The organism is Microbacterium sp. 1154, from assembly GCF_031455375.1.
Lineage (GTDB): Bacteria > Actinomycetota > Actinomycetes > Actinomycetales > Microbacteriaceae > Microbacterium.
Genome location: NZ_JAVDSN010000001.1, coordinates 1,516,110 through 1,537,173, shown reverse-complemented (window position 1 = coordinate 1,537,173; position 21,064 = coordinate 1,516,110). Strand labels below are relative to the sequence as shown.

The following is a 21,064-nucleotide window of genomic DNA, read 5'->3' as shown; positions in this document are numbered from 1 at the left end:
CGCGGGGCCGTCCGTGGCCCCGCACCACCCACCATCGCGACGGCCCCGCCGACGCGTAACCGAGGCGCGCGACGAGATTCGCGGCTCAGGCGGGCAGGGCGAGTCCCGTCAGGTCGACGCTCGACGCTCCCGCCTCGCGCGGGCCCCGGGCCGACGGCACCGCGACGGGGCCGAAGACGCCGTCGAAGAACGCGGCTCGCGTGGCCGTCGAGCGGTCGGGCGTCGTGCCGTTCTCCCAGGCGTCCAGTGCCTCGCGCATGAGCCCCAGCCCGATGCGTCGGAGCTTCGAGACGTACGCGTGACTGACCTCGAGGTCGGCCGCGACGTCCTTCACCATGCGCTCGTCGAGGTACACGCCGCGAATGACCTGGCGCATCTGATGGGGCAGGGCGTCGATGATGCGGTCGAGCATCCGCTGCTTCTCCGCCTGCTCGACCGCGTGCTCGGGGAGGATCACCGTGTCGGTCAGGTCGGGTGCCGGGCGGGAGTCGTCGCCCGCGAACTGCACTTCGAAGCTCGTCCCCGTGCGGACCATCTCGTCAAGGATCTGCATCCTCCCCACGACCTCGACGTCGAGTCCCGACTCGAGAGCCAGCTCCGCCGCGGTCGGCGTGCGTCCCGTGCGCACCCGGACGAGCTCGTCGGCGACGCGCACGCGTTCGATCTTCTCGCGGCTGCGTTCCCCCGCGGGATCGGCCGAGCGCATCTCGTTGAGGATCGCCCAGGTGATCTTGGTGCGGGCGTAGGCGCCGAACGGGATGCCGCGCTCGGGCTCGTATTCGAGGGACGCCGTGGCCAAGCCCAGATACGCCGCCGACAGGAGGTCGTCGAGGTCCACGTGCAGGGCGGTGCGCGCCTTCTCGACGGCGAGGTACTTCGCCAGGGGCAGGTTCTCCCGTGCCAGGCGCTCGGGCGACATGCGGGGTGCGAACTCGGAGGGGGCAGTGACGCTGCTCAACACGGGTGCTCCTGCTTTTTGCTTGTTTACAAGCAGAAAGTAACACACCTGACCGCTGACCGTGAGCTCGCACCGGACGCTGCACGCAGAACCCGCGTCACGTCCCCCGCCGCGGCGAACGATTCAGAGGCGCGCCGCCACCCGCAGTTCTCCGGCCGTCACGGGCGGCAGCCCGAGGGGCAGGGTGACGAGACGGGGGTTCCAGACGACGAGGGGCGCGGCACCGTCGAGACGGCACTGATCCTCGACCAGGCCGGAGCGCGCGCGAAGTCCGTGCCGCTGCAGCATGCGCGAGAACCGCTCGCGCTCGGCCCAACGCCAGTCCCCCGGGGGACGCAGATGCACCCCGGCCTGCACCCGAGGCGATCCGGGGTGGGCGAATGCGCGCGCTCCGTCATGGAAGTCCGCGAACGCCCCCGCGCACCCCTCGATCTCGAGGGCCTGAGCGACACGGCTCACATCGTGATCCAGGCGCACCAGAGCGGCACGGGTATCGACTCTCATCGTGGCCGCGAGCGTCAACACGAGCCGCGAGTACCGTCCGAGCGTGCTCACCCGCTCCCACGCCACTCCCCGGTGCGACACCGCAACGTGCGCGCGCAGCCAGCGATCGAACACGGCGTCGGCGAAACACCGCGCTGTCACGCCCCCGAGGAGCTGCCGTTCCTCGGCGAGGCGAGCGGAGACGGTGCGAGCACGTAAGGTCGGAGTCGTCGAGAGCGGGCCATCGAACTCTCCTGCGGACTGCGCGAGGGTCAGATCGTTGAGTCGCGCGAAGCGGGTCACCATCTCGGACGGCGTCATGTCGGAACGCAGCCCCGCCCCGCCGATCGCGGATTGCGCGTCCCGCCCCATCCGACCGCCCCTTTTTGCACGTTTACGAATGAACGTAGCACGCTCGACGGGCATGGCCATGCGGAGTCCCGAGGGGCGGTCGCGTTCGGCGGATCACGCGGAGATCGCGGTCGCCGCGGCGAGCGGGGCCCGCCCCGCGTCAGCGCGTCGTGAGCGGCCCCCGCGCCAGAAGGTGCTGCGCCGACTGCGCGACGGGACGCAGGGTCACGAGGTCGAGGTTCACGTGGCCGGGCGCCTCGAGTGCGTAGGCGATCACGTCGGCGACATCACCGGCGACGAGCGGCGCCTCGACACCCGCGTACAGCTTGTCGGCGGCATCCTGATCCCCACCCAGGCGGTTGAGGGTGAACTCCTCCGTGCGCACCATGCCCGGCGCGATCTCGATGACGCGCAGCGGCTCGCCGTTGAGCTCCTGGCGGAGCGCGTGCACGAGCATGGCCTCGCCCGCCTTGGCCGCGTTGTACCCGCCGCCACCCGGGTAGGCCGTCTGCGCCGCGGTGGAGGTGACGAAGAGCAGGTCGGCATGGCCGGTCGCGTCCGCAGCCGAGCGCAGAAGCGGAAGAAGGGATGCCACGAGCCGCTGCCCCGAGAGCACGTTGGCCTCGAACATCCAGCGCCAGTCCTCGGCGTCGCCGTCTTCGACCCGGTCACTGCCGCGGGCCCCTCCCGCGACGTGCACGAGGGCGTCGACGCCCCCGGTCTCGCCCAGCCGGGTCGCGAGACCCGCGATGTCGTCGGCGTCGGTGAGATCGGCCGCGTGCGCGACGATTCCCGTCTCGGCCTCGAGGGCGTCGAGACGGTCGGCGCGGCGGGCCACCCCGACGACGTCCCACCCGCGCGAGCGCAGGAGCCGCGCCGTCGCCTCTCCGATACCCGAACTGGCCCCGGTCACCACTGCGCGTCGCGTCATGGCATCCACGCTATCGGTCCTTCCCGACACCGGAACGGCGGAGGTGTTACGGCCCGTGTCCGGGGCGCTTGTCGGCGTCCGGGGCGGTCCCTACGCTCGCAGCAGGCCACGGCGACCGCCCGGCCTCCCGAAGCTGAGGAGCAGCCATGTCGGCACCCGAGAACTGGCGTTTCGAGACCAAGCAGATCCACACGGGCGCCCAGCCCGACCCGGTGACGAAGGCTCGCGCCACGCCGATCTATCAGACCACCTCGTACGTGTTCGACAACGCCGATCACGCCGCAAACCTCTTCGCGCTGGCCGAGTTCGGCAACATCTACACGCGTATCCAGAACCCCACGCAGGACGTCGTCGAGCAGCGCGTCGCGGGCCTCGAGGGCGGCACCGGCGCCCTCCTCGTCGCCAGCGGCCAGGCGGCCGAGACCTTCGCCGTGCTCAACATCGCGCAGGCCGGCGACCACATCGTCTCGTCCAGCTCGATCTACGGCGGCACGTACAACCTGTTCAAGTACACCCTCGCCAAGCTCGGCATCGAGACGACGTTCGTCGAGAACCAGGACGACCCCGCCGAGTGGCGCGCGGCGGTCCGCCCGAACACCAAGCTGTTCTTCGCCGAGACCATCGGCAACCCCAAGATCAACGTGCTCGACATCCGTTCGGTCGCCGACATCGCCCACGACGCGGGCGTTCCGCTCATCGTCGACAACACCATCGCGACCCCGTACCTGATCCGCCCCTTCGAGCACGGCGCCGACATCATCGTGCACTCGGCGACGAAGTTCCTCGGCGGACACGGCACCACGATCGGCGGCGTGATCGTCGACGGCGGAACGTTCCCGTGGTCCGAGCACTCCGACCGCTTCCCCGGCCTCACGACCCCCGACCCCTCGTACCACGGTGCCGTGTACACGCAGGCCGTCGGCGACGCTCTCGCCTACATCATCAAGGCGCGCGTGCAGCTGCTGCGCGACCTCGGCGCGTCCATCGCCCCGCAGAGCGCCTGGCAGCTCATCCAGGGCATCGAGACACTGTCGCTGCGCATCGAGCGCCACGTGCAGAACGCCCAGGAGATCGCGGAGTGGCTCGAGTCGCACCCCGACGTCGCCACGGTGAACTACTCCGGTCTCCCCACCTCGCCCTGGTACGCCGCCGCCAACAACTACGCGCCCAAGGGCGTGGGTGCGGTCCTGTCGTTCGAGCTCAAGGGCGGGGTCGAGGCGGGCCGCGAGTTCGTCAACACCCTGACCCTGTTCAGCCACCTCGCCAACATCGGCGACGTGCGCTCGCTCGTCATCCACCCGGCCTCGACCACGCACTCGCAGCTCACCCCCGAGCAGCAGCTGACAGCCGGCGTGACGCCGGGCCTCGTGCGCCTGTCGGTGGGCCTCGAGAACATCGACGACCTCAAGGCCGATCTCGACCAGGCTCTCGCCTCGGCGCGACGTCTGTCCGAGGCCGCCCGCGCCTGACGCGGTGCCGCGAACGCCCCGTCCCGGTTCTGCGGGCGGGGCGTTCGTGCGTTTCCGCACGTCGGGCATGTTCGAGAAGGGGGCGGTCCGACCGCGCCGCGCGCACCGCCTCGGATCGAGCCCGCGGGAGGGGATTCGGGGAGCGCAGGACCGACGTCGCCGCATCCCTCCTCCTTTGCCCGCATCCCCTCCGCTCGCGGCGGGGCGTCACCGACGCGCGGTCGGCAGCGCGCTACACCTTCTGCCGCGGACGCAAGCTCCCCAGCCCGCCGTCGACTCCGAGCACCTGGCCCGTCATCCACGCGTTCTCGGGCGCGAGCAGGAACTCGACGGCGCGCGCCACGTCGTCGGGCTCGCCGAGCCGGCCGAGCGGATGCATCGCCTCCGATACTTTTCGCGACATGTCGCTCGAGGTGAGCTTCTCGGTCAGCCGCGTTTGCACGAGCCCCGGGGCGACGGCGTTGACACGGAGTCCGTGCGCGGCGTAGCTGGCCGCCGCCGAGAGGGTCAGGCCGATGACCCCGGCCTTCGCCGCGGCGATCGCGTCGTGGTTCGGGAGCCCCGCGAGAGCGGCCGCCGACGACACGAGCACCACCGCTCCCCCGCCGCGCATATGCGAGCCCGCGGCGCGCACTGCCGCGAATGACGTGGTGAGCGAGGCGGCGATGAGGTCGTCGTACTGCGCGCGAGAGGTCAGGTGTGCGGGCTTGAGCAGCATCGAGCCCGCGAACACCGCGATGCCGTCGAGCTCACCGGCCTGGCCGACGACACGGTCCACGGCGTCGAAGTCCGTGGCATCCAGGGGGAAATCGGGCTCGATCCGCGAGGAGTCCCGCGCGGTGGTCACGACGCGGTGACCCGCGTCGCGCAGTCGTGTCGCCGTCGCCTGACCGATGTCGCTCGAGGCCGCGATGAGGAGGAAGTTCGCCATGCCGAGATCATGACGAGCAGGCCTCCGCGTCAGCGGGGGCTGGACAACGGCGTCAGCCGGTGGTCGGCGGCGGCGCTCGTCCACGCCTCGGCACGCGACACGCCCTCGCGCGCCATCGTCCGAGAAGCGTGGGGCATCACCGTAACAGTGCGAAGCCCGCGTCCGAGGCCGGAGAGAATGGATGCCATGGACTGGCAGATCTCCGAAGACACGGTGCCCTCGGCCCCGGTGACGGAGGCCGACGCTCGCTCCCTGCTCGGCCGGCCGCCCGCGACGGGCGCCTGGCGCGACGGCGACCCGGTCGGCGACCGGCGGTTCGCCGCCTTCGGCGCCTTCGAGACCGAGAGCGGCGAGTCCCTCCCCGCCTTCCGCCTCGCATTCGAGACCTGGGGAGAGCTCTCCCCCGCGCGCGACAACGCCGTGCTCGTCCTGCACGCCCTGACGGGCGACAGCCACGTCCGCGGTGCCGCCGGCCCCGGTCACCCCACGGCCGGGTGGTGGAGCGACCTCGTGGGTCCGGGGGCGGCGATCGACACCGAGCGCTACTTCGTGGTCGCCCCGAACATGCTGGGCGGATGCCAGGGGTCCACCGGTCCCGCGAGCATCGCCCCCGACGGCTACGAGTGGGCTTCGCGCTTCCCCTACCTCACCATCCGCGACCAGGTGAAGGCCCAGGCCCTTCTCGCCGACCAGCTCGGCATCGAGCGCTGGCACGCCGTCGTCGGCGGGTCGATGGGCGGGATGCACGCCCTCGAGTGGTCCGTCGGCCTGCCCGACCGCGTCGAGCGCGCGGCGATCCTCTCGGCTCCGCCCGTCACCACGGCCGACCAGATCGCTCTGAACTCGGTCCAACTCGACACGGTGCGCGTCGACCCGCGCTTCGCCGGCGGCGAGTACTACGACTCCGGCGACGGCGACGGTCCGCACCGCGGTCTCGCCCTCGCCCGGCGGATGGCGCTGCTGAACTACCGCAGCCCCACCGAGCTGAACCAGCGCTTCCAGCGGTCCTGGCAGTCGGGGGTGAGCCCGCTCGGCCGGGGTGGTCGTTTCGCCGTCGAGTCGTACCTGGACTTCCACGGCAACAAGTTCACGCGGCGCTTCGACGCCAACAGCTACCTCGTGCTCGTCGAGGCGATGAACTCGCACGACGTCGGCCGCGACCGCGACGGCGTCGAGGACGCCCTGCGCCGTGTCACCGCCACGACCCTCGTCCTGGGCGTCGACAGCGACCGCCTGTTCCCCATCGACGGGCAGCACCGCATCGCCCGCGGCATCCCGAACACCCTCGACGGAGACAGCGCGATCGTCCTGTCGAGCGATTTCGGGCACGACGGATTCCTCATCGAGACCGCCGCGGTCGCCGCGCACCTGCGGCGACTCCTCGCGGCCTGACGATCCCGGATGCCGTGAGCCCGCGGCATCCGCAAGCCCTCCCCCGGCTTCCCCCGTCGCTGTCGTCGGTGCCCGTGAACGACCACTCGAGTGTCCAGGAAACGCCGCACACCCCGCTCAGGACGCGGCGTGTCCTGGACACTCGACCTTGCTGCGGATCGGACGCGACCACTCCCGCCGCGCCGGCGGTTCGTCCCGCGTCAGCCCTGCGTCGGAATCGATCCGGTGATCGCGGTCTGCGCGGCCTCGGCCGCCGGCATCCGGTGATCGGGGTGGCGTCCGCTGCGGTCCTCGACGCGGTAGGCCACGATCGCGACGACGAGCCCGCCGGCGGCGAGCACCGCACCGACCCACGCCGGGGCCGCGAGACCCAGACCCGCGGCGATCGCGAGACCGCCGAGGAACGCGCCGAGGCTGTTGCCGATGTTCAGCGCCGAATGGTTCAGCGCCGCGGCGATCGACTGGTTGTCTTCGGCGACGTCCATGAGACGGGTCTGGATCGCGGGGCTGAGAGCCGCGCCGCAGAACGCCACGAGGAAGGCGAACAGCACGAGGCTCACGATCCATCCGGCCGTCAGGGCCAGTCCGACGGATGCCAGGCCCAGGGCGATCAGGCCCGTGAAGAGCCAGAAGCGCAGGTCCTTGTCGGCGAGAGCGCCGCCGACGATGTTGCCGACGGTCATGCCGACGCCCACGAGGACGAGCACGATCGACACCGTCCACTCGGGCTGGCCCGCGACATCGGTGATCATGGGGGCGATGTAGCTGTACATCGCGAAGAAGCCGCCGAAGCCGACCGCGCCGATGCCCAGCGCGAGCCAGACCTGTCCGATGCGGAACACCCGCAGCTCGTCGCGCAGCCGCCGCCCCGGTGAGCCGGGGTGCGTCGGCACGAACAGGGCGATGCAGATCGTCGCGAGCACGAAGATGCCGGTGACCACGGCGAAGGCGGCGCGCCAGCCGACCTGCTGGCCGAGCAGGGTGCCGAGGGGCACGCCGACGACGTTGGCGATGGTCAGTCCCGTCAGGACGAAGGCGACGCCCTTGGCGCGGTTGCCGGGGCCGAGGGCGTCCGCAGCGACCAAAGCGCCGATGCCGAAGTACGCGCCATGCGGAAGACCCGCGAGGAAACGGGATGCCGCGACCAGCTCGAACGTGGGGGCGATCACGGTCAGCAGGGTGAAGAACGCCAACGCCGCGGCCAGCACGATCATCACGCGGTGGCGGGGGAAGCGGGCCACGGACCCGGCGATCGTGGGGGCTCCGACGACGACGCCGAGGGCGTACAGCGAGATGAGCCAGCCCGCCTGGGCGATCGCGTCGTCGGGAGAGGCTGCCCACGCACCGGGGACGAGTTCACGCGCGATGTTGGGCAGCAGGCCCATCACGACGAACTCGGTCATGCCGATGCCGAAACTGCCGATGGCGAGGGAGAGGAGCGCCCGCATCGCCGCACCTCTCGAGGTCGTCGAAGAGGTCACCTGGTGATGGTAGTCGGCGGGGCGGGCCCGGGTCGAATCGTTTCGAGAGTCGGGAGTGGCGCGGGGCTGTGCGACCGGGCCGGGAGACGTGTCCGGATCGACCCGTCGCGCACGCAACGCGCAACGTCGTCCCGAGGTCGAGGCTCTGCCGCGACTCAGTCCCCGCGACGCTCCAGCGCGTCCTCGAGGCGCTCGATCTTGCCGTCGAGCTCGCCCGTGTGCCCGGGGCGGATGTCGGCCTTGAGCACGAGCGAGACGCGCGATCCGTAGGGCAGGACGGCATCCGTCGCCGCCTTCACGACGGCGAACACCTCGTCCCACTCACCCTCGACCTCGGTGAACATCGAGGTCGTGCGGTGCGGCAGGCCCGAGGCGCGAACGACCGCGACCGCCGCGGCGACGGCGTCGTGGACCGATCCGTCGGCATTCTCTACGGCGGCGGTACCGACGCCGGACGGGGCGACCGAAAAAGCGATGAGCATGGATCGACACTACGTCCCCGCCCCGCGGCGCGGAACGGGGAGACCGCGGTCAGCGCCCGGTCGGAACGCGGGCCGGGATCGGTCGGCGCCCCGTCACGATCTCGCGCAGCCCCGCCGGCGGGCGCACGCGCCCCGTGGGAACGCGCACGACGCGCACGATCGCCCACACCAGCAGGACGAGCGCGAGCAGGTTGCGCGCCTCGAGCACCACCACGGGGAAGGGGTTCGGGTGCGTCGCCATGAGTCCGTCGTACAGCAGCGGGTACATCCACTGCGTGAGAGCGGCGATCACGAGGGTCATCCCGGCGAAGCCGTACCAGCGACGGCGGTCGATCATGAGCCCGAGCACGACGGGGGCGAACAGCCACACGTAGTACTGCGGCGACCCGACCTTGTTCAGCGCGATGAACGCCGTCACCAGCGCCAGGCTCAGCGGCGGGAACAGCGAGAGGAAGGTCGCCCCGCGGCGCATCTTGACGACACCGACGATCGCGACGGCGACCATCGTGAGCAGCATGATCGGCGTCATCGCGGCAATGAGGGGCTCGGCGCCCGGACCGGTCACCTGGAAGGTGAGCACGCCTCCGTCGTAGTACACCTCGCTGCCGGGCACGTAGAACGCGGCGAGGAACATGTACAGGCCGCCGACGGGGGCCTCCATCTGGATGCCGCGCGAGGTCTGGTCGCCGACGAATCCGAAGACGTAGGGCGCGCCGCCCAGGGCCACCACGGGGATGATCGTCGCGAGCGACACCGCGACGGCTCCCCACACGAGCGCCAGCCGTCGGCGCACGACGATGAGACCGGCGGCGAGGATCGCGGCGGGCCAGACCTTCATCCACACCGAGATCGAGAGCAGCAGGGATGCCACGAACGGGCGCCGCAGCATCCAGATGCTGCCGAGGATCGCAAACGGCACCGTGATGCCGTCGATGCGGTACAGGCCCACGGGCCCGATCAGCAGGATCGCGGCGAGCCAGAACCAGGCCGCGAGCACGCGACCCGTCGAGCGCCCCTTGCCGACCAGCACGACGAAGGCGACGAGGTTGAACAGCGCCACGGTGATCACCCAGGCCGGTGTGTAGCCGACGGCCCAGGCGAAGACCCACGCGAACGTCATGGGCAGGAACGCCAGCTGCGGGTAGATCCACTTCTCGGTGATGCCCGGCCAGGCCCACACGTCGCTGCGCGTGCACGAGGTCACATCGATGCCGCCGAAGAGGGCGCACCGCGACCAGGGTTCGTACACCAGGTACACGTCGCCCATGGGTTCGTTGGGCTGCTGATAGCCCAGGATCCCCACCACGACGTGCACGGCGACGAACGCGACCAACAGGGGAACGACACGCCTCAACACCGCCTCATCCTAAGCGGGCTGCGCCCGCCGACCCGGACGGGCGTCGGACGCACCCCCGCCGTCGCGGGGCCTCTCGGGGCGAACCGTTACGCGATCGAGTCCCGCAACACGGCGGCCACGACTCCCGGGAGAGCCTCGGCGACATCGAGCGCGGTGATCGGGCCCCCGCCATCTCCCCGGGCGAGGGATGCCACCCGCCCGGCCCTTCCGTGCAGCCACGCGGCCGCGGCGGCCGCGGCGGCCAGATCGTCCACGCCGTCGCGGCCGGCGGCCACCGATCCGGCCAGCACGGCCCCGAGCACCCCGCCGAGCACGTCGCCGGTGCCCGCCGTCGCGAGCCACGGCGTTCCCGCCGAGACGCGACGGACCCAGCCACCGGCTGCCGCGACGATCGTGACCGCGCCCTTCGACAGCACGACTCCGCCGAACGCCTCGGCCGTCTCTCGCGCCGCCGCCTCGCGTGCGTCGTCGTCGCGGGCATCCGCCGTCGGCATGCCGAGAGCGCTTCGCAATCGGTCCAGCTCTCGCGCGTGGGGCGTGACGATCACGGGGGCCGTCGCTCCGGGGACCAGATCGAGCGCACCCGCGTCGACGACCACGGGGACCTCCCCCGACAGGATGCCGCGCAGCGCCGCGGTCTCGGCCGCGTCGCGCTCGGCGGCATCCGTTCCCGATCCCATCACCCAGGCCTGCACGCGCCCGTCGGCCGTCACGGTCTCGGGGCGACGCTGCAGCACGAGATCCTGAGCGCGCGCGGGGCCCAGGTATCGGACCATCCCGGTCCCGGTGCGCCATGCGGCCTCGACGCCGAGCACCGCGGCGCCCGGGTACCGGGCCGAGCCGGTCCGCAGCCCGACCACACCCCGGGAATACTTGTCGTCGTCCGCCGTTGGCTTCCGCAGTGCGCGGGCGACGTCGTGCCCGCTGAAGTCCTTCGCCGTCATGGCGTCACCCTAGAACGCAAAGGTCCTCATGAGTGCCCTCTTCACACCCCTGTCCATCCGCGGTACCGAGGTGCGCAACCGCCTCTGGGTCTCTCCCATGTGCCAATACAGCGCGATCGAGGGCGTTCCGAACGACTGGCACCACGTGCACCTCGCGCAGTTCGCCGCGGGCGGTGCCGGCCTGGTGATCGCCGAGGCGACGGCCGTCTCGCCCGAGGGCCGCATCTCGCCCGAGGACGCCGGCATCTGGACCGACGAGCAGGCCGAGGCGTGGGCCGCGATCGTCGCCGCGATCCGCTCGCGCGGAGCCGTCGCCGGGGTGCAGCTCGGCCACGCCGGGCGCAAGGCCTCGACCACCTCTCCCCTCACCGGCGGCCGCGGGACGATCGCTCCCGCCGACGGCGGCTGGACGACCGTCGCTCCCTCGGCGCTGGCCTACGACAGCTTCGCCGCTCCCGTCGCCCTCGATCCCGCGGGGATCGAGAAGGTCGTCACCGACTTTGCGGATGCCACCCGCCGGGCCGTGCGCGCCGGATTCCAGGTCGTCGAGGTGCACGCCGCACACGGCTACCTGCTGCACCAGTTCGTCTCGCCCCTCACCAACCACCGCGAGGACGAGTACGGCGGGTCGTTCGAGACCCGTGTGCGCCTGCTCGTCCGCGTGACCGAGGCCGTCCGCGAAGCCGCCGGAAATGCCGCCGTGTTCGTGCGCTTCTCGGCGACCGACGCCGCCGAGGGCGGCTGGGACGTGTCCGACACGGTGGCCGCGGCGCGCCTCGTCGCCGAGGCGGGCGCCGACCTCATCGACGTCTCCAGCGGCGGTCTCGTCCCCGAGCAGCGCATCGTGCCCGGCCCCGGCTATCAGGTGGACTACGCCGACACCGTGCGCCGCGAGACGGGGCTGCTGGTCAGCGCGGTCGGCATGATCGACGACCCCACGTTCGGCGAGCAGATCCTCGCCGACGGCCGCGCCGACGCGATCATGTCGGGCCGCGAGTGGCTCCGCGACCCGCACTACGCGCTGCGCGCCGCGGCCGCTCTCGGTGCGGACTCCCCCGCCCCCGCGCAGTACCTCCGCGCCTATTGAGCACCGCCCCGATCCCGGTCACGTGATCTCGCGCCGCACCGCCCACCACAGGGGCCGGATCACGTGATCTCGCCCACGGCACGTGCCACGACGGGTGCTGTGGGCACGGTCACGGGGTCTCGCGCCGCACCGGCCGCTCGCACCCGCGCGACCTCACACGAAGACACCGGATGCCGCGGAGCCGGGGCTCCGTGGCATCCGGTGTCGTGTATTCAGACGAAGCGACGACGCTCGGTGGCGTCCTGCACCTCGCCGACGAGCTCTTCGATGACGTCCTCGAGGAAGAGGATCGACTGCACGTCGCCGCTGTCGTCGCGCACCTGCGCGAGGTGGCGGCCGGAGCGGCGCATCAGGGCGAGGGCGTCCTCGAGATCGGTGGTCTCGAGCATCGACACCATGTGGTGCACGCGCTTGCTCGGGATGGGGCGGACCATGTCGGCATCCGATCCCTCCGCCGCGCGGAGCACGTCCTTGAGGTGCACGTATCCGGTGGGGTGCCCCGTCTCGTCGACGATCACGTAGCGCGAGTAGCCGTGCTGGGCGACGGCCCGCTCGATCTCGGCCGGCGTGGTCGTCTCGGGCAGCGTCACCAGGGCGCTCACGGGCACCGCGATGTCGGCGGCCTTCTTCTCGGTGAACTCCACCACGGCGGTGACCGTCCCGGCCGAGTCGTCGAGAACGCCCTCGCGACGCGACTGCGTGACGATCGTGGCGACCTCGTCGAGCGTGTAGGTCGAGGCGGCCTCGTCCTTCGGCTCGACGCGGAACAGGCGCAGCACGTGGTTCGCGGTCCAGTTGAGCGCCACGATGATCGGGTGGAACGCCTTCGAGACGGCCACCAGCGGCGGAGCCAGCATGAGGACGGCGCGATCCGGCAGCGAGAACGCGAGGTTCTTCGGCACCATCTCGCCGAACACGACGTGCAGGTACGACACCACCAGCAGCGCCACGACGAAGCCGACGACGTCGACCGCCGCCTCGGGGATACCGGTCAGCCCCAGGGGGCCCGCGAGCAGGTGGTGGATCGCCGGCTCCGAGACGTTCAGGATCAGCAGCGAGCAGATCGTGATGCCCAGCTGGCAGGTGGCCAGCATGAGCGTCGCGTGCTCCATCGCGTACAGCGCGGTCTTGGCCGCGCGCGAGCCGCGGTCGGCGTGCGGCTCGATCTGCGAGCGGCGCGCCGAGATGACGGCGAACTCCGCGCCGACGAAGAAGGCGTTGGCGGCCAGCAAGACCACCAGCCAGGCGATTCCGGCCCAGTCGCTCATCGCTGGTCACCGCCCTTCGCCGCGCGGACGAGGTCGTCGACGTCCTGCTCGATCGGGGTCGGGGTGAACTGCACGCGATCGACGCGACGGCCGTCCATGCGCTGCACGGCGAGCCGGCCGTCCTCGACGTCGACGGTGTCGCCCACGACGGGGATGCGCTCGAGCGCCGCCATGATGTAGCCGCCCACCGTGTCGTAGACCTCTCCCTCGGGGACGCGCACCCCCGCGCGATCGAGCGCCTCGTCGGGCCGCAGGTCGCCCGGGAACGTGACGAACGCGGCGGAGCGCACGACGCCGGCGCGGGAACGGTCGTGCTCGTCGAGCACCTCGCCCACGATCTCTTCGACGAGGTCCTCGAGGGTCACGACTCCGGCCGTTCCGCCGTACTCGTCGATGACGATCGCCATCTGGTAGCCCCGCGAGCGCAGCTCCGAGACGAGGGCGTCGAGGTGGACGGTCTCGGGCACGCGCAGCGGCTCCGTCGACAGGGCGGCGACGGGCACCTCGCCGCGCTTCTCACGCGGCACGCCGATCGCGGCCTTGAGGTGCACGACGCCGACGATGTCGTCCATCGACTCGCCGTACACGGGGAAGCGGCTGTGACCGGTGCGACGGGCCAGCTGCACCACGTCGTCGGCGGGGTCGCCCGCCGCGAGCGCGTGTACGCTCGGGCGCGGGGTCATGACGTCGGCGGCGCTGAGGCGCGCGAACGTGAGGCTGCGGTCGAGGAGGGATGCCGTGTCCTTCTCGAGCATGCCCGCACTGGCCGACCGCTTGACGAGGCTCGACAGCTCTTCGGCGGAGCGCGCGCCCGACAACTCCTCCTTGGGCTCGACCCCCATGGCGCGGAGCACGCCGTTGGCGCTGCCGTTCAGGACGACGATCGCGGGCTTGAACACCGCGGTGAACGCGACCTGGAAGGGCATGACGAGCTTGCCCGTCTGGCGCGGGATGGCCAGAGCGAAGTTCTTGGGGACGAGCTCTCCGAGGATCATCGACAGCACCGTCGCGAAGCCGACGCCGATGACGGCGGCCAGGGTGACGGTGAGCGCCTCGGGCAGGCCCCAGGCTTGGAACACCGGGCGCAGCAGGTTCGAGATCGCCGGCTCCATCGTGTAACCGGTGAGCAGCGTCGTGAGCGTGATGCCGAGCTGCGCGCTCGACAGGTGCGTCGACGTGATGCGCAGGGCGTCGATCGTCAGCGACAGCCGGGACTCCCCGGCGGCGCGACGCGATTCGAGGTCGGCACGGTCGAGGTTGACGAGGGCGAACTCGCTCGCGACGAAGAGTCCGGTCCCCACGGTGAGAACGAGCCCCACAACCAGCATGACGTAATCCATCAGGCATCACCCCCGCTCGATCGCTCGGCGGGAGAGGGTCGTTGGGGCCTGGGTCTACAACTGGGAGGGTCGTCCATCGTGCGGACGATTCTATTGCAGCAGCAGCCCCTCGGCACCCGTCTCGCACAGGTCCGTCCGCACTGGGGAGGATGGCCTGATGGATGCCGACACCCCGGCGCAGCAGCGCGCCGCCGCCGCGGAGCGCGCGGTGCTCGACCGCTACCTCCACCGTTACGGCCCGGTGGCGTGGGCGCACGCCGCGGTCGCCGGCCGGGAGAACCCCCGGATGTGGCACTACTGGTGGCACGCGCACCTGCTCCACGTCCTCGCCGACGCCGAGACCCACCGGCCCGACGCGCGTCGTCGGCGCCTCATCCGCCGCGTGGCGCGCGGGGTGACGCTGCGCACGATCGGCCGCTGGACGACGCCCTTCTACGACGACATCGCCTGGATGGGGCTCGCCCTCGCGCAGAGCGGGCGGCATCCCCGTGCGCTGCGCAAGATCGCTCGGATCCTCGCGGATGCCGTGGACCCGTCGGTGGGGGCCCTCCCCTGGAGCGTGGGCAGCGAGCTGTACAACGCCCCCGCGAACGCCCCGGGTGGCATGGTTCTCGCGCTGACCGGTCGACGCGCCGAGGCGGCGGGTCTGGCCGCGTGGATGGCATCCGTCCTCGACGAGCCCACGACGCACCTGGTGCGCGACGGCATCGAGCACGGGGTGACACGGTCCGAGCTGTGGACGTACAACCAGGGCGCCGTGATCGGACTCGAGCTGATGCTCGCCGAGCCCGCCCTCGCCGATCCGACGCACGCCGCTCGGGCGCACGTCGAACGCGCCCGGGCGCTGGTGCGGGCCGTCGAGCGGTGGTGCGCCGGCGACGACGGCCTCTTCCCGGCGGCCGGAGGGGGTGACGGCGGACTGTTCGCCGGCATCCTGGCCCGCTATCTCACGCAGGCGGCGAGGGATCTCGCGACGGGGACGGATGCCGAGGGTCACGACGTCGCGCGGACGGCTCGGCGCCTCGTGGAACGAAACGCCGACGCGCTGTGGGCCGGGCGCCGCAACGGACTCTTCGCGGCGGACCCGCGTCGACCCGCGCGCGCGGAGGGCGACGACCTGGACCTGTCCGTCCAGCTGGGCGCCTGGATCACGCTCGAGGCCGCGGCCGGCCTCGAGCGCGCGATCACCAGCTGACCGGCAGCGCCTTGCCCTCGTCGTAGCCGGCCGCCGACTGCAGGCCGACGCGCGCACGCTCGTGGAACTCGGCGACGGTCGCCGCCCCGGCGTACGTGAACGACGAGCGGACGCCCGAGGTGATCATGTCGAGCAGGTCTTCCAGGCCGGGTCGCTGCGGATCGAGGTAGATGCGCGACGACGAGATGCCCTCGGCGAACAGCTCCTTGCGGGCGCGCTCGAAGGGGTCGAGTCCACCGAAGCGCCCCTGCACCGCCTTCGTCGACGCCATGCCCCACGATTCCTTGTAGATGCGGCCACCGGCATCGGTGAGCAGTTCGCCCGGGGCCTCGATCGTCCCCGCGAACCACGAGCCGACCATGACCGATGCCGCGCCCGCGGCGAGCGCCAGGGCCACGTCGCGGGGGTAGCGCACCCCGCCGTCGGCCCAGACGTGCGCGCCGACGCTCCGCGCGGCCTCGGCGGTCTCGAGCACGGCCGAGAACTGCGGCCGACCGACGGCGGTCATCATGCGGGTCGTGCACATCGCACCCGGACCCACCCCGACCTTGAGGATCGTCGCGCCCGCGTCGGCGAGGTCGGCGACGCCCTCGGCGGTCACCACGTTGCCGGCGGCGATCGGGATGCCGAGGTCGAGAGCGGCCACCGCCCGAAGCGCCCGGAGCATCTGGGCCTGGTGCCCGTGCGCGGTGTCGACGACGAGGACGTCGACACCGGCGTCGGCGAGCGCACGTGCCTTGGTGGCGACGTCTCCGTTCACACCGACCGCGGCGGCCACGATGAGGCGCCCCTGGGCGTCGACGCCCGGTCGGTAGACGGATGCGCGGAGGGCGCTGCGCGCCGAGAGCGTTCCGACGAGGCGGTCGCCGTCGACGACCGGGACGATGTCGACGCCCGCGGCCTCGATCCGCGCGAAGACCGCGCGGGGATCGTGCACGTCGGCCGCCTCGATGGGCTCGGCGTCGCGGCGCGCGATGTCGCCGAGGGTCGCGTCGGGGAGGGCCGTGGCCAGGCGTCCGGCGGGCACGATACCGCGCACGTCGGAGAAGACGACGGCACCGTCTCCGCGAGGGGTCGCGACGACGATTCCGCGGCCCGGAACGGCGGGGAGGATGCGCCGCGCGTCGGCGACCGTGGCCTCGGGCGGAAGGATCAGCGGCGTGTCCCACGACGCGGGCTGCGCCTTCACCCACGACACGGCCTCGACCAGGTCGTCGAGCGCGATGTCCTGCGGCAGGACGCCGAGGCCGCCGCGGCGCGCCAGGGTCGCCGCGAGCCGCGTCCCGGTGACCGAGTTCATGTTCGCCGAGACCAGCGGGATGGTCGCACCGCTGCCGTCCGCGGGGGCGAGATCCACGTCGAGGCGGCTGCGCACCTCGGAGTGGCGGGGGACGAGGAAGACGTCCGAGTACGTCAGGTCGACATCGGGTAGCGCGCCGGAGAACTCCATGGCATCCACCTCACCACATCAGGGGAATGTAAAGACCCGAAGGGCGTCCAGATTCCTCGGCTAGGCTGGAATCTCCGCAGCACGGCGACGTGCGCGTATCCACAGGAATCTTCATCGAGGAAAGCAGGCGATCGACTGTGTCGAGCCAGGTGACGGGCGTCGGTACTTCGAGCGAGGGCGAGTTCGGCGCGAACGAGTGGCTCGTAGACGAACTCTACGAACAGTTCAAAGCCGACAAGCACTCCGTAGACAAGGCCTGGTGGCCGATCCTGGAGGCGTACCACCCGGTCGTCGACGGATCCTCCGCCGCTCCCCCGCCCTCCGCGCCGCAGGCGTCGGCGGGGTCCGAGCCCAAGCCGGTGACGGCGCCGATCCCCGTGGTCGGGCAGGCACCCGTCGCCCGCACCACCGCGAAGCCGGCCAAGCCGCAGCCCATCCCGGCTCAGGCGCCGAACGCGGTTCCGTCCGCGGCGGCCGAGAGCACCGAGGAAGACCGCGTGACGGTCCTGAAGGGCATGCCGAAGGCCCTGGCATCCAACATGGATGACTCGCTCACGGTCCCCACCGCGACGAGCGTGCGCACGATCCCGGCCAAGCTGATGATCGACAACCGCATCGTCATCAACAACCACATGTCGCGCACGCGCGGCGGCAAGGTGAGCTTCACCCACCTCATCGGGTGGGCGCTGATCCAAGCGCTCAAAGAGTTCCCCAGCCAGAACGTTTACTACGCCGAGGTCGACGGCAAGCCCTCGGTCGTGGCGCCCGCGCACGTCAACCTGGGCATCGCGATCGACATGCCCAAGCCCGACGGCTCGCGCGCGCTGCTCGTTCCGAGCATCAAGCGCGCCGACACGATGACGTTCGGCGAATTCCTCGCCTCATACGAAGACCTCGTCCGCCGCGCCCGTAACAACAAGCTCACCCCGGCCGACTTCCAGGGCACCACGGTCTCGCTGACCAACCCCGGCGGCATCGGAACGGTCCACTCGGTCCCCCGCCTCATGCGCGGCCAGGGTGCCATCATCGGCGCCGGAGCTCTCGACTACCCCGCCGAGTTCATGGGCGCGAGCGAGAAGACGCTGAACGAGTTGGCGATCGGCAAGACGATCACGCTCACCAGCACGTACGACCACCGTGTCATTCAGGGAGCCGGCTCCGGCGAGTTCCTGAAGAAGGTGCACGAGCTGCTCATCGGGCAGCGCGGCTTCTACGACGACATCTTCGCCGCCCTGCGCATCCCCTACGCCCCCATCCACTGGGCGGCGGACATCAGCGTCGACCTCTCGGAGCGCATCGACAAGAGCGCCCGCGTGCAGGAGCTGATCAACTCGTTCCGCGTGCGCGGCCACCTCATGGCCGACATCGACCCGCTCGAGTACGTCCAGCGCACGCACCCCGACCTCGAGATCGAATCGCACGGGCTCACGTTCTGGGACCTCGACCGCGAATTCGTCACCGGCGGTCTCGGCAACAAGCGCGTCGCCAAGCTCCGCGACATCCTGGGCGTGCTGCGTGACTCGTACTGCCGGACCATGGGCGTCGAGTACATGCACATCCAAGACCCCGCCCAGCGTCAGTGGTTCCAGCGCAACGTCGAGGTCAAGTACACCAAGCCCGGCCACGACGAGCAGCTGCGCATCCTGTCGAAGCTGAACCAGGCCGAGGCCTTCGAGACCTTCCTGCAGACCAAGTACGTCGGCCAGAAGCGCTTCAGCCTCGAGGGCGGCGAGTCGCTCATCCCCCTGCTCGACCAGATCCTCCAGGGCGCCGCCTCGGCGGGCCTCGACGGCGCCGCGATCGGCATGGCCCACCGCGGTCGCCTGAACGTGCTCACCAACATCGCCGGCAAGACCTACGGACACGTATTCCGTGAGTTCGAGGGCGCGGTCGCGATCGGCAGCAAGCGCGGCTCGGGCGACGTGAAGTACCACCTGGGCACCGAGGGCACCTTCGTCGGCGACGCCGGCGACGAGCTGCCCGTCTACCTGGCGGCCAACCCCTCCCACCTCGAGACCGTCGACGGCGTCCTCGAGGGCATCGTCCGCGCCAAACAGGACCGCAAGCCCATCGGCACGTTCTCGTGGCTGCCCATCCTCGTGCACGGCGACGCCGCGTTCGCGGGCCAGGGCGTCGTGGTCGAGACCCTGCAGATGTCGCAGCTGCGCGGCTACCGCACGGGCGGCACGATCCACGTCGTGGTGAACAACCAGGTCGGCTTCACCACCACGCCGACCGACGCCCGCACCTCGGTGTACGCCACCGACGTCGCGAAGGCCATCCAGGCGCCGGTCCTGCACGTGAACGGCGACGACCCCGAGGCCGTCGTCCGTGCCGCGGAGCTCGCCTTCATGTATCGCGAGGAGTTCCACCGCGACATCGTGATCGACCTCGTCTGCTACCGCCGCCGCGGTCACAACGAGGGCGACGACCCCTCGATGACCCAGCCGCTGATGACGAACCTCATCGAGGCCAAGCGGTCGGTGCGCCGTCTGTACACCGAATCGCTCGTCGGCCGTGGTGACATCACCGAAGACGAGTACGAGCAGGCGAAGCAGGACTTCCAGAACCGCCTCGAGGTCGCCTTCGCCGACACGCACGAGGCCGAGACCGGCACGAACCCCGTCGTCACCATCGACGCGGCGGAAGAGCCGGCCGTCGGCGCTCCCGAGACCACCGGTGTCTCGCGCGAGGTCGTCCAGCACATCGGCGACGCCTTCGTGAACAAGCCCGACGGCTTCACGGTGCACACCAAGCTGCAGCAGCTGCTCGAGAAGCGCCACGACATGAGCCGCAACGGCAACATCGACTGGGCCTTCGGCGAACTGCTCGCATTCGGCTCAGTGCTGATGGAGGGCACCCCGGTGCGTCTCGCCGGTCAGGACTCACGCCGCGGCACCTTCGTGCAGCGCCACTCGGTGCTCCACGACCGCGACAACGGTCAGGAATGGCTGCCGCTCGCGAACCTCAGCGAGAACCAGGGTCGCTTCTGGGTCTACGACTCCCTGCTGAGCGAGTACGCCGCCATGGCGTTCGAGTACGGCTACTCGGTCGAGCGCTCCGACGCCCTGGTGCTGTGGGAGGCGCAGTTCGGCGACTTCGCCAACGGCGCCCAGTCCGTCATCGACGAGTTCATCTCGTCGGCCGACCAGAAGTGGGCGCAGCAGTCGAGCGTCGTGCTGCTGCTCCCCCACGGCTACGAGGGCCAGGGCCCCGACCACTCGTCGGCCCGTATCGAGCGCTACCTGCAGATGTGCGCGCAGGACAACATGATCGTCGCGCGCCCCTCGACCCCCGCGTCGTACTTCCACCTGCTGCGCCGTCAGGCCTACCAGCGCCCCCGTCGCCCCCTCGTGGTCTTCACCCCGAAGGCGATGCTGCGTCTGCGTGGCGCGACGAGCCCCGTCGAGGACTTCCTCGAGGGTCGCTTCGAGCCGGTGCTCGACGACAACCGCGGGATCGACAAGAGCGCCGTCACGCGCGTCCTGCTCCACGCGGGGAAGATCCACTGGGATCTGCGGGCCGAGCTCGACAAGAACCCGAACCCCGAGATCGCCCTCGTGCGCCTCGAGCAGTACTACCCGGCGCCGATCGAGGAACTGACCAGCGTGCTGGCGCAGTACCCGAACGCCGAGCTGGTGTGGGTGCAGGACGAGCCCGAGAACCAGGGCGCGTGGCCGTTCATCGCCCTCGAGGTCGCCGATCAGCTCGGTGGCCGCTCGATCCGTCGCATCTCCCGTGCTGCCGCGGCTTCCACCGCGACCGGTTCGCCGAAGGTGCACGCGGCCGAGCACGCCGCGATCATGAAAGAGGCGCTCGCGCGCTGATCCTTCCACGAAGGGCCCGGTCGACATTCATGTCGGTCGGGCCCTTCGTCTACTCCGCCACACGGATCGGCACGCGTGCAGTCGCAGGACCGTGCGCGATCGCGCAGACCCGAGGCGG

16 protein-coding genes are annotated in these 21,064 nt (G+C 71.1%); 5 read left to right on the top strand and 11 right to left on the bottom strand.

Annotated elements, in window-relative coordinates:
- Positions 1 to 85 precede the first annotated feature (85 nt).
- From J2X55_RS06995 to J2X55_RS06985, 3 genes are all read right to left on the bottom strand, one after another.
- Entirely contained in the window at positions 86 to 958 is an 873-nt protein-coding gene (locus J2X55_RS06995) for a sigma-70 family RNA polymerase sigma factor (protein ID WP_309822613.1), read from the bottom strand.
- 123 nt (positions 959 to 1,081) lie between these two features.
- Entirely contained in the window at positions 1,082 to 1,813 is a 732-nt protein-coding gene (locus J2X55_RS06990; protein ID WP_309822612.1) for a hypothetical protein, read from the bottom strand.
- Positions 1,814 to 1,952: 139 nt separating this feature from the next.
- Positions 1,953 to 2,723 carry an SDR family oxidoreductase gene (locus J2X55_RS06985; protein WP_309822611.1) on the bottom strand — a complete coding sequence of 257 codons (771 nt, stop codon included), beginning with the start codon at positions 2,721 to 2,723 and terminating at the stop codon, positions 1,953 to 1,955.
- Between the two features lie 146 nt (positions 2,724 to 2,869).
- Between J2X55_RS06985 and J2X55_RS06980 the strand changes: the two genes are divergently transcribed.
- On the top strand, positions 2,870 to 4,192 hold the full coding sequence (locus J2X55_RS06980) for a bifunctional o-acetylhomoserine/o-acetylserine sulfhydrylase (RefSeq protein WP_115915611.1): 1,323 nt from the start codon (positions 2,870 to 2,872) through the stop codon (positions 4,190 to 4,192).
- A 232-nt stretch (positions 4,193 to 4,424) separates the two neighbouring features.
- On the opposite strand, the gene J2X55_RS06975 is transcribed toward J2X55_RS06980, so the two are convergent.
- Positions 4,425 to 5,123: an SDR family oxidoreductase gene (locus J2X55_RS06975; protein WP_309822608.1), complete on the bottom strand. Its 699-nt coding sequence runs from the start codon at positions 5,121 to 5,123 to the stop codon at positions 4,425 to 4,427.
- A 186-nt stretch (positions 5,124 to 5,309) separates the two neighbouring features.
- Here J2X55_RS06975 and J2X55_RS06970 point away from each other — a divergent pair, with 186 nt between their 5' ends.
- Entirely contained in the window at positions 5,310 to 6,515 is a 1,206-nt protein-coding gene (locus J2X55_RS06970; protein WP_309822607.1) for a homoserine O-acetyltransferase, read from the top strand.
- Positions 6,516 to 6,715: 200 nt separating this feature from the next.
- Here J2X55_RS06970 and J2X55_RS06965 read toward each other — a convergent pair whose 3' ends face one another.
- The 4 genes from J2X55_RS06965 to J2X55_RS06950 all read right to left on the bottom strand — a co-directional run bounded on the left by J2X55_RS06965 (position 6,716) and on the right by J2X55_RS06950 (position 10,779).
- Positions 6,716 to 7,963: an MFS transporter gene (locus J2X55_RS06965; protein ID WP_309823018.1), complete on the bottom strand. Its 1,248-nt coding sequence runs from the start codon at positions 7,961 to 7,963 to the stop codon at positions 6,716 to 6,718.
- Positions 7,964 to 8,151: 188 nt separating this feature from the next.
- The gene (locus J2X55_RS06960; protein ID WP_309822605.1) at positions 8,152 to 8,478 is read right to left on the bottom strand and encodes a thiamine-binding protein; all 327 of its coding nucleotides are present in this window, start codon (positions 8,476 to 8,478) and stop codon (positions 8,152 to 8,154) included.
- 49 nt (positions 8,479 to 8,527) lie between these two features.
- Complete coding sequence (locus J2X55_RS06955) at positions 8,528 to 9,835, bottom strand: glycosyltransferase family 87 protein (RefSeq protein WP_309822604.1); 1,308 nt, start codon at positions 9,833 to 9,835, stop codon at positions 8,528 to 8,530.
- An 86-nt stretch (positions 9,836 to 9,921) separates the two neighbouring features.
- Complete coding sequence (locus J2X55_RS06950) at positions 9,922 to 10,779, bottom strand: ADP/ATP-dependent (S)-NAD(P)H-hydrate dehydratase (RefSeq protein WP_309822602.1); 858 nt, start codon at positions 10,777 to 10,779, stop codon at positions 9,922 to 9,924.
- A gap of 28 nt (positions 10,780 to 10,807) precedes the next feature.
- Between J2X55_RS06950 and J2X55_RS06945 the strand changes: the two genes are divergently transcribed.
- Positions 10,808 to 11,866, top strand: coding sequence for an NADH:flavin oxidoreductase/NADH oxidase (locus J2X55_RS06945; protein WP_309822600.1), 1,059 nt, complete (start codon positions 10,808 to 10,810; stop codon positions 11,864 to 11,866).
- 212 nt (positions 11,867 to 12,078) lie between these two features.
- Here the strand turns inward: J2X55_RS06945 and J2X55_RS06940 are convergent, their stop codons facing one another.
- Complete coding sequence (locus tag J2X55_RS06940) at positions 12,079 to 13,134, bottom strand: hemolysin family protein (protein WP_115915619.1); 1,056 nt, start codon at positions 13,132 to 13,134, stop codon at positions 12,079 to 12,081.
- Positions 13,131 to 14,474 carry a hemolysin family protein gene (locus J2X55_RS06935; RefSeq protein ID WP_115915620.1) on the bottom strand — a complete coding sequence of 448 codons (1,344 nt, stop codon included), beginning with the start codon at positions 14,472 to 14,474 and terminating at the stop codon, positions 13,131 to 13,133. Before J2X55_RS06935 ends, J2X55_RS06940 begins: the two co-directional genes overlap by 4 nt.
- A 157-nt stretch (positions 14,475 to 14,631) precedes the next feature.
- Between J2X55_RS06935 and J2X55_RS06930 the strand changes: the two genes are divergently transcribed.
- Complete coding sequence (locus J2X55_RS06930; RefSeq protein WP_309822597.1) at positions 14,632 to 15,669, top strand: glycoside hydrolase family 76 protein; 1,038 nt, start codon at positions 14,632 to 14,634, stop codon at positions 15,667 to 15,669.
- Here J2X55_RS06930 and J2X55_RS06925 read toward each other — a convergent pair.
- Positions 15,659 to 17,119, bottom strand: coding sequence for a GuaB1 family IMP dehydrogenase-related protein (locus J2X55_RS06925; RefSeq protein ID WP_309822595.1), 1,461 nt, complete (start codon positions 17,117 to 17,119; stop codon positions 15,659 to 15,661). The genes J2X55_RS06930 and J2X55_RS06925 overlap by 11 nt on opposite strands.
- Positions 17,120 to 17,256: 137 nt before the next feature.
- Between J2X55_RS06925 and J2X55_RS06920 the strand changes: the two genes are divergently transcribed.
- Positions 17,257 to 20,946 (top strand): multifunctional oxoglutarate decarboxylase/oxoglutarate dehydrogenase thiamine pyrophosphate-binding subunit/dihydrolipoyllysine-residue succinyltransferase subunit, encoded by a 3,690-nt coding sequence (locus J2X55_RS06920; RefSeq protein WP_309822592.1) that lies wholly within the window; start codon positions 17,257 to 17,259, stop codon positions 20,944 to 20,946.
- Positions 20,947 to 21,064: the final 118 nt, after the last annotated feature.